Origin of the sequence: Pseudoxanthomonas sp. CF125 (assembly GCF_900104085.1) — a bacterium.
In the GTDB taxonomy this organism is placed as follows: Bacteria; Pseudomonadota; Gammaproteobacteria; order Xanthomonadales; family Xanthomonadaceae; genus Pseudoxanthomonas_A.
On the sequence record NZ_FNLD01000002.1, the window covers coordinates 1 to 14,565 of the forward strand.

14 protein-coding genes are annotated in these 14,565 nt (G+C 65.1%); 6 read left to right on the forward strand and 8 right to left on the reverse strand.

Features of this window, described 5'->3' with window-relative positions; genetic code table 11:
• Window positions 1–135: 135 nt before the first annotated feature.
• Together BLR66_RS09420 and BLR66_RS09425 are read right to left on the reverse strand one after the other, a co-directional pair.
• Entirely contained in the window at window positions 136–1,398 is a 1,263-nt protein-coding gene (locus BLR66_RS09420; protein ID WP_093284734.1) for an amidohydrolase family protein, read from the reverse strand.
• Between the two features lie 167 nt (window positions 1,399–1,565).
• Window positions 1,566–3,029, reverse strand: a complete 1,464-nt coding sequence (locus BLR66_RS09425; RefSeq protein ID WP_093284739.1) for an amidohydrolase — start codon at window positions 3,027–3,029, stop codon at window positions 1,566–1,568.
• 142 nt (window positions 3,030–3,171) lie between these two features.
• On the opposite strand from BLR66_RS09425, the gene BLR66_RS09430 reads away from it, so the two are divergent.
• Together BLR66_RS09430 and BLR66_RS09435 are read left to right on the forward strand one after the other, a co-directional pair.
• Complete coding sequence (locus tag BLR66_RS09430) at window positions 3,172–3,948, forward strand: AMP nucleosidase (protein WP_093284742.1); 777 nt, start codon at window positions 3,172–3,174, stop codon at window positions 3,946–3,948.
• Window positions 3,949–3,970: 22 nt separating this feature from the next.
• The gene (locus tag BLR66_RS09435) at window positions 3,971–4,510 is read left to right on the forward strand and encodes a DUF924 family protein (RefSeq protein WP_093284746.1); all 540 of its coding nucleotides are present in this window, start codon (window positions 3,971–3,973) and stop codon (window positions 4,508–4,510) included.
• A 177-nt stretch (window positions 4,511–4,687) separates the two neighbouring features.
• Here the strand turns inward: BLR66_RS09435 and grxD are convergent, their stop codons facing one another.
• Window positions 4,688–5,617, reverse strand: a complete 930-nt coding sequence (gene grxD, locus BLR66_RS09440; RefSeq protein WP_093287690.1) for a Grx4 family monothiol glutaredoxin — start codon at window positions 5,615–5,617, stop codon at window positions 4,688–4,690.
• A 57-nt stretch (window positions 5,618–5,674) separates the two neighbouring features.
• Here grxD and BLR66_RS09445 point away from each other — a divergent pair, with 57 nt between their 5' ends.
• Window positions 5,675–6,472: a polysaccharide deacetylase family protein gene (locus BLR66_RS09445; RefSeq protein ID WP_093284751.1), complete on the forward strand. Its 798-nt coding sequence runs from the start codon at window positions 5,675–5,677 to the stop codon at window positions 6,470–6,472.
• Window positions 6,473–6,507: 35 nt separating this feature from the next.
• Here BLR66_RS09445 and BLR66_RS09450 read toward each other — a convergent pair whose 3' ends face one another.
• From BLR66_RS09450 to BLR66_RS09460, 3 genes are all read right to left on the reverse strand, one after another.
• A complete protein-coding gene (locus BLR66_RS09450; RefSeq protein ID WP_093284754.1) occupies window positions 6,508–7,278 on the reverse strand; it encodes a methyltransferase domain-containing protein in 771 nt (256 codons plus the stop codon).
• Complete coding sequence (locus BLR66_RS09455) at window positions 7,227–7,880, reverse strand: SGNH/GDSL hydrolase family protein (RefSeq protein WP_093284758.1); 654 nt, start codon at window positions 7,878–7,880, stop codon at window positions 7,227–7,229. The genes BLR66_RS09450 and BLR66_RS09455 overlap by 52 nt, the downstream gene beginning before the upstream one ends.
• 150 nt (window positions 7,881–8,030) lie before the next feature.
• Window positions 8,031–9,320 (reverse strand): pyridoxal phosphate-dependent aminotransferase, encoded by a 1,290-nt coding sequence (locus BLR66_RS09460; RefSeq protein WP_093284762.1) that lies wholly within the window; start codon window positions 9,318–9,320, stop codon window positions 8,031–8,033.
• A 183-nt stretch (window positions 9,321–9,503) separates the two neighbouring features.
• On the opposite strand from BLR66_RS09460, the gene rsgA reads away from it, so the two are divergent.
• Entirely contained in the window at window positions 9,504–10,601 is a 1,098-nt protein-coding gene (gene rsgA / locus BLR66_RS09465; protein WP_093287693.1) for a ribosome small subunit-dependent GTPase A, read from the forward strand.
• Window positions 10,602–10,745: 144 nt separating this feature from the next.
• Here rsgA and BLR66_RS18895 read toward each other — a convergent pair whose 3' ends face one another.
• Window positions 10,746–11,009, reverse strand: coding sequence for a hypothetical protein (locus BLR66_RS18895; RefSeq protein WP_143014603.1), 264 nt, complete (start codon window positions 11,007–11,009; stop codon window positions 10,746–10,748).
• Between BLR66_RS18895 and BLR66_RS09470 the strand changes: the two genes are divergently transcribed.
• Entirely contained in the window at window positions 11,008–12,255 is a 1,248-nt protein-coding gene (locus BLR66_RS09470) for a flavohemoglobin expression-modulating QEGLA motif protein (RefSeq protein WP_093284767.1), read from the forward strand. The genes BLR66_RS18895 and BLR66_RS09470 overlap by 2 nt on opposite strands.
• Window positions 12,256–12,412: 157 nt before the next feature.
• Here the strand turns inward: BLR66_RS09470 and BLR66_RS09475 are convergent, their stop codons facing one another.
• Window positions 12,413–13,585 carry an OprO/OprP family phosphate-selective porin gene (locus tag BLR66_RS09475; RefSeq protein WP_093284771.1) on the reverse strand — a complete coding sequence of 391 codons (1,173 nt, stop codon included), beginning with the start codon at window positions 13,583–13,585 and terminating at the stop codon, window positions 12,413–12,415.
• 282 nt (window positions 13,586–13,867) lie between these two features.
• Between BLR66_RS09475 and BLR66_RS09480 the strand changes: the two genes are divergently transcribed.
• On the forward strand, window positions 13,868–14,512 hold the full coding sequence (locus tag BLR66_RS09480) for a response regulator (protein ID WP_093284775.1): 645 nt from the start codon (window positions 13,868–13,870) through the stop codon (window positions 14,510–14,512).
• Window positions 14,513–14,565: the final 53 nt, after the last annotated feature.

The following is a 14,565-nucleotide window of genomic DNA, read 5'->3' on the forward strand; positions in this document are numbered from 1 at the left end:
CGGGGGATTTGCTCTTGATCTTGCTTTGGCGCCAAGAGCAAATCCCCCTCGATCCCCCTTTTTCAAAGGGGGAGGCAACGCAGGCGTTGCGTGCAGATCAGACTGGACGGATCGCAGCGAGCGTGGGATTAGAGATCAAGGCGAATACGCGCGCGGCAATGCTCCGGACGCGCGCAGGTAACGGTCGCGTAATTCGGTCTGGCGCGAACGCATGGGAATGGCGCGCCCGCCCAGCCACAACTGGCTGGCGACATTGGCCACGTCCAACGGATCGCCGGTCCACAGCACCAGATCGGCCAGCTTGCCCGGGGCGATCGTGCCCAGCTTGTCGTCCACGCCCAGCACCTGCGCCGGCACCCGGGTCAGGCCTGCCAGTCCCGCTTCCCATGGCAAACCGTTGGCCACCGCATTGCCCGCGTACTGGCGGATCTTGCGTGCGTTGTGCGAAGCGTCGCCGAACTGAGCGAAGCTCACTTGCACTCCGGCCGCCTGCAGACGCGCAGCGTTCTGCAGGGTCGCTCCGATCTGGTCGAAATCGCCCGGCAGGTCGGCGAGCGCATCGACGAATACCGGTACGCCCGTACGTGCGATTTCCGGTGCCAGCTTCCAGGCTTCGATGCCGCTGGCGATGGCGATGCGCACTTTCTCGCGTTGCGCCCAACGCAGCAATTGACGGATATCGGCGGCGCGATTGACGTTGACCACGATGCGCCCATTGCCGGCCAGGTAGCGCGCAAGCACCGCACGCCCGGTCGGCGTCAACAAGGCATGCGGCGAATCGGCGGGAATACGTCCACGCGCTTCTCCGACCATCTGGTCCAGCAGCATCCACTGCGCCGCGCGCGAGCTGCCGCTCTTGCCCAGCACGTCGCTGCCCAGTTTCACGAACAGCACGCGCGGCCCGATCGGATCGGCGCCGCCGTCCAGGCGCATCACCCCGCCTTGTCCGGCAATGAACGAGCCGCCCGTGTTGGCGCCCAACAAAGTGAAGCCCAGACCTTCAACGCGCGCGATGGGAATCAGCACCGACTCGGGGTTGTAGGCCAGGGTCACGTCGAACTCGGGCCGCATCGGCTGATCGGTGGCCAGGGTCACCGCGCTGTCCACGGTTTCTGCTTCGCCCGACACTTCTTCGATGCCGATTTCAGTGATGCCGCCGAAGAAAGCGGGCGTCAACGGCTTGCCATCGGCCTCGACCACGCTGACCGAAGCCGGCGCCTGCAGGTTGGGTCCGACTGCGCGAATCACGCCGCCCTGCACCAGCACGTCTGCGTTCTGCAGCGTGCCTTGCGCGCTGGCGGTGTGCACGGTGGCGTGGCGGATGAGGACATCCTGGGCGAAGGAATTACTTGCGCAAAACAGGGTAAGGAATGAAGCCGATAACAATCGAATCGTCATCCCAGCGAACGCTGGAAGACGCTTTTCAACAGCCGAATGGCTGGTCATCCATCTTGGTCTTGCCGTTGCTGTCGTCATTGCCACTGCGTTCGACTCTGCGCACAAAGTCAAAATGGATCCCAGCGTTCGCTGGGATGACGATGTGGAGGATTTATCCGCCAAAGCGATCATTTCGCATCTCCCATCGCCGCATCCCCGGATCGAGTCCAGGGCAGGCTCTGCCCAAGCATGAAATCCGATTTCGGCTGCCGCGCCGGATCGTTGCGGTCGTAGATGCGCGCGCCGTCTATGTAGACCTGCTCCGCATGCGCATACACGCTGAAGGGGTTCTGGTTCCACACCACCACGTCGGCCATCTTGCCGGGCTCCAAAGTGCCGGTCTTGTCCAGGATGCCCATGGACTTGGCCGGGTTCCGGGTGATCCAGCGGATCGCGCGCTCGGGTGGAATGTCGATGCCCACACGATGCGCGTTGGCCATCACCTTGGCCGCTTCCTGATTCAATCGCTGGATGCCTTCGTCCGAATCCGAATGCACGATGGCGCAACCGTTGGCCGGCCGGTCGACCAGGGCGATGTTCTCCTGGATGCCGTCGAAGGCCTCCATCTTGAAGCCCCACCAATCGGCCCACAGCGCGCCGCAGACGCCTTCGGCGGCCAGACGGTCGGCGATCTTGTAGGCCTCCACGCCGTGATGGAACGCGGCGACCTTGAAACCGAATTCCTTGGCCAGGTCCAGCATGGTGGCCATCTCGTCGGCGCGATAGCAGTGGATATGCACGCGGATATCGCCCTCGATGGCGCCGGCCAGCGTATCGAGTTTCAGGTCGCGCTTGCCGCCGCTGTCGCCGGCGCTGTCGGTGTCGCCCTTGTTGCCGCTGGCGCGCTGCCACCAGCGCTTCTTCTTGGGCGTCTCGTTCTTTTTCTGGTTTTTCTTCAGGTATTCGCTGGCGTCGATGAAGGCGGCGCGGTAACCGGCGATATTGCCCATGCGCGTAGACGGCCCGCCCTTCTGCCCATAGACGCGTTTGGGATTCTCGCCGCACGCCATTTTCAGGCCCCAGGGCGCGCCGGGGAATTTCATCGCCTGGTAGGTCGTGGCGGGCACGTTCTTCAAGGTCACGCCGCGCCCGCCGACCAGATTGGCCGAGCCGGGCAGGATCTGTAGCGAAGTGATGCCGCCGGCCAGCGCGGTCTGGAAACCGGGGTCTTGCGGCCAGATGGAGTGCTCGGCCCAGACGTTGGCGGTGACCGGCGCGGTGGCTTCGTTGCCGTCGCTGTGCGCGCTCATGCCTGGGCTGGGGTAAACGCCCAGGTGGGAATGCACATCGATGATGCCCGGGGTGACCCAGCGGCCGTTGCCGTCCACCCGCGTCGCATCCGCGGGCGCGGTCAGTCCGCGTCCCACCGACACCACTTTGCCGTCGGCCAGCAGCACGTCGGCATCGTCCAGGCGTTCGCCGGTGCCGGTCAGCACGGTGGCGTGCTGGATCAGCACCGGACCGGAGGCGATGCTGCGGTAGGTGCTGGGGTAGGGATCCTGGGTGAAGCGGGATTTGGCGGCGACGGTGGCGGCAGCGGCATTTCCGCACGCGGAAACAAGGCCGATCACGGCCAGTAGGGCGAAGCGCATGGTGGGTTCCCGGGGATTCTGATTGAAGGCCGGCGAATGCAAAGCCGGCAACCGGAACCTAACCGGCCAAGCCCATGCTTGCCAAGTGCTATGGCGCAGGCCCATGCCACAATTGGCGCGACCGAAGAGAAGAGAGCATGCGATGAAAGACAAGAACGAGATCGTCGACAACTGGCTGCCGCGCTATACCGGCGTGCCCCTGGACCAGTTCGGCGAACATATCCTGCTGACCAATTTCGGCGGCTATCTGCACGCGTTCTCGCAGCTGACCGGTGCTCCCGTGGTCGGCTTGGACCGGCCCATGGCCAGCGCCACTTTCGACGGCATCACCATGATCAACTTCGGCATGGGCAGCCCCAACGCGGCGACCATGATGGACCTGCTGTCGGCGATCATGCCCAAGGCGGTGCTGTTCCTGGGCAAGTGCGGTGGGTTGAAGCGCAAGAATCAGCTCGGCGATCTGGTGCTTCCGATCGCGGCGATCCGCGGCGAAGGCACCAGCAACGACTACCTGCTGCCGGAAGTTCCCGCGCTACCCGCCTTCGCCCTGCAGCGCGCGGTCTCCACCATGATCCGCGACCTGGGCCACGACTACTGGACCGGCACCGTCTACACCACCAACCGCCGGGTCTGGGAGCACGACGTGGAGTTCAAGGAATACCTGCGCAAGGTGCGCTGCATGGCCATCGACATGGAAACGGCCACCATCTTCGCCGCCGGATTCGCCAACCGCATTCCGTGCGGTGCGTTGCTGCTGGTGTCGGACCAGCCGATGATTCCCGAAGGCGTGAAGACCGAGGCCTCGGACGCGCGGGTCAGCGCGGATTTCGTCGATCGCCACATCAACATCGGCATCGAAGCGTTGAAGCTGATCCGCAGGCATGGCAAGTCGGTGCGGCATCTGCGCTTCGACGAATGAATCCTGTACAAGGAGCGTCGGCATGACTGAGGCAAGCGAGATCGTCGCGTTCTGGCGTGACGCAGGTTATGAGAAATGGTTCCAGCGCGACGACGCGTTCGACGCGGAGTTCAAGCGGCGCTTCCACGACGCGCATTTGGCTGCGGCGCGTGGCGAGCATGAGTCATGGCTTGAATCCGCCGAAGGCGCGCTGGCGTTGTTGATCCTGCTGGACCAGTTTCCGCGCAACTGCTTCCGTGGTTGCGCGCATTCCTATGCGACCGATGGACTGGCGCGAAGTTACGCGTGGCGCGCTATCGAGGCTGGCTTCGATTTGCAGGTGGATGCAGCGCTGCGGATGTTCTTCTACCTGCCGTTCGAGCATTCCGAAACGATGGCCGACCAGGATTACGCGATGGAGCTATTCGGCAAGCTTGGCGACGATGAGTTGATGAAATACGCGGTGCTGCACCGTGACCTGATCGCGCGTTTTGGGCGGTTTCCGCACCGGAACAAGGCGCTGGGGCGTGAGTCGACGGCGGAAGAAATCGAGTATCTGGCCAGCGGTGGGTTCAGCGGCTAGCTGCTTGTCCTTCTCCCCTCGGGAGAAGAGCCTGCCCCGTACTTGATACGGGGTGCCCGTAGGGCGGATGAGGGTACGGCGCGAGTGCAGAGATTTGGATACTACGTACCCTCACCCCAACCCCTCTCAGCCTTGCACACCCTTCGGGCGCCGATGGGAGAGGGGCTCAAGATTCAATCAGTATTTCGCCAGCCCCGAATCCATCTCGTCGGCCCAAGCGTTGGTGCCGCCGACCACGTTGTAGACGTTGGAGAAACCCAGCGCGCGGAATTCTTCCGCGGCCTGCTGGCTGCGGCCGCCGCTGCGGCACAGGAAGGCGATGGCGGTGTCTTTCGGCAGCGCTTCGAGTTCGGCGCGGCCATTGCCATCGAAGGTCTTGAACGGCAGCTTCACCGCGGCGATCGCGCGCTCTTCGGCGGGACGCACGTCGACCAGCAACACCTCGCTGGCAGCCACGCGCACATCGGCTTCGGCCGGCGAGAGGGTCTGCACCGGCTTGGGCGCGTTCGGATTATCGATGGCCAGGCCTTTGCCGCGGATATCGTCCACCCAGTCGATGGTGATGCCCTCGGCGCGGCGCGCGCTGGCCAGGTCGAACTGGATGCGCACGCCGTTGGATTCGGCGGCGATGGCGTTGGCGTCGAACTGCGCCAGCTGGAAGTTGGGCTGGAACTGCGCATTGATCGAAAGCGCCAGCGCGCCGCCGGGGCCGGCATCGGCCGCTGCGTTGGACAGCATTTCGGCTGCCGCCGGGGTGATGGTGATCGTCGGCGGCGTGCGGTCCGGCGCGGCCACGCCGAGCAGCGAGGCCAGCTCGCCCGAGTTGCTCATCTGTTCGATGATGTCGCTGCCGCCCACCAGCTCGCCGTCGATGTACAGCTGCGGGATGGTCGGCCAGTCGCCGTAGGCCTTGATGCCTTCGCGGATGTCCTGGTCGGCCAGCACGTTGACGTGCGCGTAGTCGACGCCCAGCGTGGACAGCGCGCCCACCGCCTTGGCGGAGAACCCGCACTGCGGCATGTTCGGCTGGCCCTTCATGAACAGCACGACGCGGTTGGATTGCAGCAGGGATTCGATACGTGAACGCAGGGCGGGGTCGAGGGACATCGGGGACATACCGGCTTTCGGGGACGCTGATTTTACGCTGCATGGCATGATTGCGGCATGACCGCGTCCGAAACACTGAATAGCGCATTGCACCGCGTCCCGCGCCAACCGCATGCCTGGATATGGCTGGCGCTCGCCTTGCACCTGGGCGTGGTCCTGGTCTGGTGGCGGTGGGGATGGGCGCTTGGCCTGGCCTGCCTGTTCGCGACCCACATGCTGTTCCTGTGGGGAACCATGCGTCCGCAATCGCGGCTTTTCGGTCCCGTGCTCAGCCGCCTGCCGACGGAGAAAAACGTGGTCTGGCTGACGGTGGACGACGGACCGTCGCACGAGACGCCAGCCTTGCTGGACCTGTTGGATGGCCATGGCGCCAAGGCCACCTTCTTCCTGGTGGCCGACCGCGCCGCGGCGCGGCCCGAACTGGTGCGCGAGATCCTGCGGCGCGGCCACGGCGTCGGCAACCACAGCCGCTCCCATCCGCAGGCCTGGTTCTGGGCGCTGGGGCCGCGCCGCATGGCCGCGGAGATAGACCAGGCGCAAGCGACCTTGCGCGACATCACCGGGCAGGCGCCACGCTGGTTCCGTGCGGTGGTCGGCATGGCCAATCCGTTCGTGTCGGCGTCGTTGAAGAAGAACGGACTGGCACGCGTTGCCTGGAGCGCGCGCGGATTCGACGGCGTGCGGGGCGAGCCGGACAGCGTGGTGGCGCGCATCGTTGGCGCCTTGGAGCCCGGTGCGATCGTACTGCTGCATGAAGGCGCATCGCATGGCAACAACCTGGCGATCATCGAAGGCGTGTTGAAGGCCATGGACGAGCAGGGTTACAGAGCGGTGTTGCCCGAGAATTTTTCGTAGGTCGGGGCTACGCCCCCGACGCACGTGGCGCCGACCTACGAGGGATTGCTGGCGTCGGGGACGTAGCCCCGACCTACGGCCACGATCAGCCAGTTATTGAAGGGCGTGTTGCCGTACAACGGAGAGAAGGTGGTCACCAATCCCGCCGCATCCAGCTGCGCGCGCAGCTTATCGGCATCCGGATAGCACTTCGGCCGGAACTGCATCCAGCCGATCAGGTTGGCCAGACGGTCGGTCAAGCGGCTGGTGCGGCCGCGGTGGCTGTCGTCGCCCAGTGCGGTGCGGATCACCAGGCGTGCGCCAGGGGTGAGCATGGCGATGGCGTCGGCGATCAGCGTGGTTTGTTCGTCGGCGCTGAGGTACTGCAGCACGTCCAGAATCGCGACGCTGCCAGAGTGCGCAGGCGGCCCCAGCGCAAGATCGACCACGTCGAAGGCCACCTCCTGCAATCCATTCCTCTGCGCGACCCTGGCCGCACGGGCGATCTTGGCCGCATCGTTGTCCACACCACGGTAGGCCATGGTCTGTTCGTCCAGGCGCAGCGCATGAGCCAATAGCCCCAGGCCGCAGCCTAGATCCAGCACCGGCGCATCGCTACCCCGCAACGCCTGCAGCACACCCGGGTACAGCGGGTCGCTGCTGAGCTTGGCGCGCGTGTAGTAGTAGTCCCAGCGATTTCCCAGCGGATGCCGTGGCAGGAAGGCGCGCGCGATTCGCGTGGCGGCGGCGCGATCGAAGGGCCGCGTGGAAGCGTTCAAGACGTGGCCAGCAATTGGCGGGCGGCGGGCAGGGCCAGGCGCGTCCATTGCGCGTACATCGCCGATGAGGGGTGAAGGCCGTCATCGGCCAGCATCGCCACTTCGGCGCCACGCTCGCGGCTTGCGCCGGTGATATCGACGAAGGCGATGCCGCGCTCCCCGCACACCTGGCGCGCCGCAAGGTTGAAAGCGTCTATCTCCGTGCCGATGCGTTCCGCGCCCCGCGCATCGCTGACTGCGAATGGAGTGATTCCCCAGTCCGGGATGGACAGCACCATGACCCGCTCGCGCCGCCACTGCGCAAAACCCGTGGCGCGCTCCAGCAGGTGGGAAAATTGCGTGCGGTACTCGGCCACTTCGCGGCCCCGGTACTGGTTGTTGACCCCGATCAGCAGGCTGACCAGATCGTATTCGGCCAATGGATGCACCGCATTGATCGCCGCATCCAGCTCATCGGTGGTCCAGCCGGTCTGCGCGATGATGCGCGGGTCGGCCATCGGCAGACCGTCGGCGCGCAGCGCGTCCGCCAGTTGCACGGGCCAGCGGCCGGATTCCGGCACGCCTTCGCCGATGGTGTAGGAATCGCCGAGCGCGAGGTAGCGCAGCTCGGTGGCGGTAGTGCCGGGCGCGGTACGGAACAGCTCAGTCATTCTTGTCGTCATCCCAGCGCAAGCTGGGATCCATTTTGACTTTGTTTTTGATCTTCGCCCGAACAGCCAAAGGCAAGATCAAGGTGGATGACCAGCCATTCGGCTGTTGAAAAGCGTCTTCCGGCTTGCGCTGGGATGACGACGGAAGAATCACGCCGCCGCAGGCCGCGACTTCGCCTTGCTTGCCGTAATCGGCACCACCTTGTTGACCGCCTCCGCACGCCGCGTCAGTACCCGGTCGATGCGCGCGAACACTTCGCGCATCGTTTCGGCTTCCGGCAACAGGGTCACGCGGAAATGGTTGCGGTAGGGCACGTTGAAGCTGGAGCCCGGCACCACCAGCACGCCTTCGGTTTCCATCAGCTCCAGGGCGAAATCATGGTCGTCGAAACCCTTGGCCGCGGCGCCGACCACCGCCGGAAACGCGTACAGCGCGCCGGCGGGCGCGACCAGTTCCAGATGCTCGCTGGCCGCGCAGGCTTCGATCACCGCGCGGCGCGTTTCGTACAGGCGTCCGCCCGGCGCGCACAGTGCGGAAATCGTATCGGGACCGCTGACCGCCGCTTCCACCGCGTATTGCCCCGGCACATTGGCGCACAGGCGCAGCGCGCCCAGCAGGTCCATGGCGTGATGGAAGTTGCCGACCGCTTCGCCGTCGCCCGACAGCACCGCCCAGCCCACGCGCCAGCCGCAGGCGCGGTGCACCTTGCTCAGACCGCTGAAGGTCAGGCAGGGCACGTCGCCGGCCAGCGGCGCGACCGCTTGGAACTTCGCCTCGTCGTACAGCACCTGGTCGTAGATCTCATCGACCAGCAGCAGCAGCTTGTGCTTGGCGGCGACGGCGACGATGCGCTCCAGCAGCTCGCGCGGATAAGTCGCGCCGGTGGGATTGTTGGGGTTGATCAGCACGATGGCGCGGGTGCGCGAAGACACCAGCGTCTCGATCTCCACCGGGTCGGGCAGAAAGTCGTTCTCCGGGTCGCAGCGGTAATACACCGGGCGGCCGTCGTTGAGAATGGTGGCGGCCGACCACAACGGATAGTCGGGCGAAGGCACCAGCACTTCATCGCCCGGGTTGAGCAGCGCGCGCAACGACAGGTCGATCAGTTCGCTGACGCCGTTGCCCATGAACACGCGGTCCGGATGCGCATTGGGCGTGCCACGGCGCAGATAGGCGGCGGCGACGGCTTCGCGCGCGGCCGGTAGGCCCTGCTGGTGGGTGTAGGGGTCGGTGTGGTCGATGTCGCCGGTGATCGCGTGCTGCAAATGCTCGGGCGCACGGAAACCGAAGGCGCCGGGATTGCCGATGTTCAACTTGATCAGCTTGCGGCCCTGGGCCTCCAGGTCGCGGGCTCGCCGGGCCAGTTCGCCGCGGATCTCGTAGCGGACTTCGGACAGTCGCTCGCGGGTGGCGAGAGGTTTGATCGGCGGAGTGGACATCGGGACGGTCTGGCGGCGGAAAGTACCAAATCTTAGCGGAATTGCCGCAAATCGCGGTGAACCAGGCCAAATGTGGGAGCGCCGTCCCGGCGCGAGCTCTTTCCTGAGGCCTGCAACGACCTTGGAGCGAAGAGCTCGCGCCGGGACGGCGCTCCCACGCGGTGCAGGCCTACAATGGCGCCCATGCCTGAAAACTCCCCGGATTTCGCCGCCCTGCGCCTGATCGGCTGGCCCTATGCCGGTCCGCCCGAGGATCCGGTCTGGGCCCGGGCCTTCGCGGCCCATCCGCGGGCCAAACCGGCGCGGGTCAGCGAGCAGCACCGGTCGGGGTATGTGGTGGCGGACGGGCCGGAAGCGGCGCTCAGGGCCGAATCGCTGCCCGAATGGCAGAAGCCACGGTTCCCTTCCCATGAGCGCGCCGCGGTCGGCGACTGGGTGCTGATGGAGGGCAAGAAGATCGTGGCCCTGCTGCCCCGGCATACCTCGATCAAGCGCGGCGCTGCCGGCGAGCATTACCACCAGCAGGTGATCGCGGCCAATGTGGACACCGTTTTCATCGTCTGCGGACTGGACGACGACTTCAATCCGCGCCGCATCGAGCGCTACCTGATGCTGGTCGGCGGAGGCGGGGCCGAGCCGGTGGTGGTGCTGACCAAGGCCGACCAGACCGACTATGCGCCGGACGCGGTCGAGACCCTGGCCGAATTGGCGGCGCAGGAAATCACCGTGTGCGCGGTCAACGCCAAGGACCCGGTCAGCGTGGCCTCGCTGCATGGGTGGCTGGGCGCGGGCAAGACGGCGGTGCTGGTGGGTTCGTCGGGTGCGGGCAAGTCGACGTTGACCAACACGTTGCTGGGCATCGACAGAATGAAAACGGCGGCGGTGCGCGAAAACGATTCGCGCGGCCGCCACACCACCACCCACCGCGCGCTGATTCCGTTGCCGTCCGGCGCCTGTCTGATCGACACGCCGGGCATGCGCGAGCTCAAGCCCACCGGCGAGGAAGAGCTGTCGGAAAGCGGTTTCGCCGATATCGAGGCGCTGGCCGAGCAGTGCAAGTTCCGCGATTGTTCGCACCAGACCGAGCCGGGATGCGCGGTGCGGGCGGCGATCGAGCGGGGCGATATCGATGAGGAACGTTTCATCAATTATCTGAAGCTGCGTGATGAGGTCGCTGCCGCGGCCGACAAGCTGGCGGCGCGGTTGGCGCAGAAGGCGGAGGCCAAGGTGCAGGGCAAGGCATTGCATAAGCGGTTGGTTGACAAGTACGGGAATCGCTAGAAGCATCGATAAGGCGCATCCTTCAGAGGTGCATATCTTTCAGAAAAGAGCCCTTCCCCCGTTCACGGGGGAAGGTGCCGAAGGCGGATGGGGGCGCTCTTGGCGGAGTACTTCAGAGCAGAAGCGTTTCGCGCTTTGCGCGAGTCACTTTTCTTTGAACGGCAAAGAAAAGTAACCAAAAGAAAGCCGCCCTAACGTTGCGCCCAGCGATGAAGCCGCTGGGTCCGCAAGCGGGGCAGGAATTTTTGGAAGCAGCATCCTGCTGCTCCAAAAACGGCGCACATCCGTGTGCGCCGCCCCTGCGGGGTTTGCCTGCCCCGCTTGCCGCGCCTCACGGGACCTTTTTTCTGGCAACAGCACTAGCAACAGCACTAGCAACAGCAAAATCAGAAGCAAGGCAGCTGACATGACCAACCTGACCTCCGACATCACCCACCACGCCGCGCTCGATGCGCGTATGGTCAAGGCGGTGCGTGGGATCAGGCTGTTGAGTCTGGCGAGTTGGCCGGCGGCGGCGCAGGCGCCGTTCCTGGAAGGCTATGCGCGCGGGCGGCCGGTGCTGCCGGAGATCGACTATCCGAAGCTGGATTTCGCCGAAGCGCGGCGCGAACTCGATCAGATCGCCCTTGCCGCCGATGCTTCGCATCCGCTGGGCGCCTATCTGCGCGAATCGGTGCGGAGCTGGGACATCGCTGCGCAGCTGCTGGAATCGCTGGGCGCGTCTGCGGTCACCGCGCATTCCATCGCGCTGTTCGGACAGCCCAACGAGACTTTGCCCGGCAACGGGCCCACCGCGCGCGAGGCGGCGCGGCATTTCATCGATATCGCCAACGACCTGGATCACGAATTGCTGGCGCCGGAAGAGCAGATTCCGGTATCCGCCACCGCATTGCAGTTGCAATTGCAGGGCGATCTGGACGATTTCTTCGGCAGTCGCGTGATCGCCGTGGAGCTGGATCCGGAGCTGATCGCCAAGGCCGCTGCCGGCGCCACCCGCATCCGTTTGCGCCAGGGCGCCGCGTTCAGCGACTACGATCGCCGCCAGTTGCTGCAGCACGAAGCCTTGGTGCATTCGCTGACGGCGTTGAACGGGCGCGAACAGGTTCATCTGCCCAGCCTGGCCCTGTCCTCGCCGCGCGTCACCGCCACCCAGGAAGGCCTGGCCACCTTCGCCGAACAGATCACCGGCAGCATCGATATCGAACGCATGAAGCGCATCAGCCTGCGCATCGAAGCGGTGGCGATGGCGCTGGACGGTGCCGATTTCATCGAGGTGTTCGGCTATTTCATCGATGCGGGCCAGAACCCCACCGAAAGCTTTTCCTCTGCGCAGCGCGTGTTCCGCGGCGTGCCCACCGGCGGCGGCGCGGCATTCACCAAGGACACGGTGTACCTGCGCGGCCTGGTAGGCGTGCACACTTTTTTCCGCCGTTCCTTGCAGCAGGACCGGCTGCGTTTGTGTCGCCGCCTGTTCGCCGGAAAAATGACCCTGGACGATGTGAAGTCCTTCGAACCGCTGTTTGAAAGCGGCGTGCTGGCCGCGCCGCGCTGGCTGCCGCACTGGGTCAGCCGCGCCAACGGCCTGGCGGGCGTACTGGCGTTTTCGCTGTTCGCCAACCGCATCCGCCTGGATCAGATATCGGAAACGGAGTAAGGGACTGAGAGACTGTTCACGAGCCCCTGAAATAGCCCCTAGGACAAAAAAAGCGCGCCTGGGTTGCAGGCCGTAGGAGGCGTAGGAGCGACGTAAGTCGCGAAGGGCTGCGATAAATGTTCGCGACTTACGTCGCTCCTACGCCTCCTATCTTCGATCAGAAATCGATTTGTACGCGGCCCACCAGGGCGCGGGTGCGGTCGAGAGTGAGGTCCCGCAGGCGGTCGCGGTTGCGGCTGTCTATCCAGTTCAGCATCAGCCGCAGATGCGGCCGCGGGTACCAGTTCACGCCGGCGGTCAGCGAACTCACCCGCACATCGCGCAGCAGCGGTTCGCCATCGGGCCGTTGGCGGCCGGAGATAGTGTCGTAGCGCAACGCCAGTTCCCAGGCGCCGGCGCGGCCCTGCGGATTGATGCGGCCGAAGCGGCCAGCCTTGGCGTCGTAGGGGCGTACTTCGCCGGTCAGCATCCAGGCCACCTGCGCGTAACCGGTGGAAAGCCGCGCCTCCTGTTCGCCATCGTCGAAACGTGCGCCGCCGGCTTCGCCCTGGAACGTCCAGGGGCCCTTAACCGCGGCCAGTTCCAGCGAATATTTGTCCACCCGCGTATCGCGGCCCTGGCTGAAATCGGCCAGCGTCACCCGGCTGTTGTCGGAAAAAATCCCGGCCGGCCGCGGACGGATGCGCAGCGCGGAGGCGCCGTCGGCGCCGGGATGGTCGTAGTCCTCATGCGCCAGCGACAGACCCAGGTGCAGCACTTTTCCTTCCTCCCGCCAAGGCGCGTAAGTGCCGCGTGCGGCGACGGCCAAGCCTTCGGTCTGCCAGACATCGATGCTTTCCAGGCTGTAGATGCTGCCGCCCACGGTGTAGCCGTCGCGCGCGGTCAGCCAGGCGGCGCCCAGCCGGTAGGTGGGGGCCAGGTTCTGGACCAGATAGCTGCGCTCGATGAAGGTCATGTGGTTGGAACTGATACGGTCGTCCAGGCTGAAGTACTGCTTGAACTGTCCGACGGTCAGGGTGCCGGGCGCGAATTTCTTGCTGACATATGCGTCCTTGGCCAGCACTTCGTCGCCGGAGAAGTCCGCTTCCAGTTTGTAGTTGAATCCGTAGAACTTGCCGGACAGATCCAGCCACAGCGCACGCAGATCCGAATCGTTGGCGTTGGGCGCGCCGCGCGTATCGTTGTCGAAGTCGGCGATGTCCCAGTGCAGGCGGCCGCCGAGCTTGCCGGTGACGTTGTCTTCGGTCTCCGCGTCGGCGGCGTGCGCGTTGGTGGCGCAGGCGAGCAGCAGCAAGGAGACCGGGAGCAGGTGAGTGCGTGGCGATGTCATCGGGAACGATCCGGGGGTGTTGGATGGTCCGCACGATGGCAGCGGCAGCGCCCTGCACCAATAACGCATTGGTATTAGCAGGCGGATTTTCCTTCTCCCGCCGGGAGAAGGTGCCCGAAGGGCGGATGAGGGAATGGATTGTCAGTTTGTAGTGAAAGCCGGATGGCGAGTCATTGCCATGCCCTCATCCGTCGCTGCGCGCCACCTTCTCCCGGTGGGAGAAGGGAAGAGCTCTGCTGCGCAGCGACATCGCAAGTCCGTTGTTCATGCGAGACTTGAAACATGACCGCCAACAAGATCCTGGTAGCCGACGACCACCCGCTGTTCCGCGCGGCGGTGCTGCACGCGCTGCAGGGATCAGTGGAAAATCTTTCGACGGTGGAAGCTTCCAGCGCCTCCACGCTGACCGCGCTGCTGGCCGAGCATCCCGACCTGCAGCTGGTGCTGCTGGACCTGACCATGCCCGGCGCGCGCGGATTCTCCTCGCTGGTCTATCTGCGCGGCGAGCGGCCGGAGCTTCCGGTAATCGTGATTTCATCCAACGACCATCCCCCGGTGATCCGCCGCGCGCAGCAGTTCGGCGCCGCCGGTTTCATTCCCAAATCCTCGCCGGTGGAAACCATCCGCACCGCGGTGCGCACGGTGCTCGAAGGCGGCACCTGGTTTCCGCCGATCACCGCGGAAAGATCGGAGTCCGATGCGCGCCTGGCGGCCAGACTGGCGCAGCTGACGCCGCAACAGTTCCGCGTGCTGCTGTGCATCGCCGATGGTTTGTTGAACAAGCAGATCGCCTACGATCTGGGTCTGGCGGAAAACACGGTGAAAGTGCACGTGACCGCGATCCTCAAGAAGCTGGAATGCAACAGCCGCACGCAGGCGGCGGTGCTGGTGAAGGCGCTGGAACAGGAAGGCGGGATCGATCCGTGATCTTCGCGTAGGTCGGTCCCCGTATCGAGTACGGGGCAGGCTCTACGTGGCCG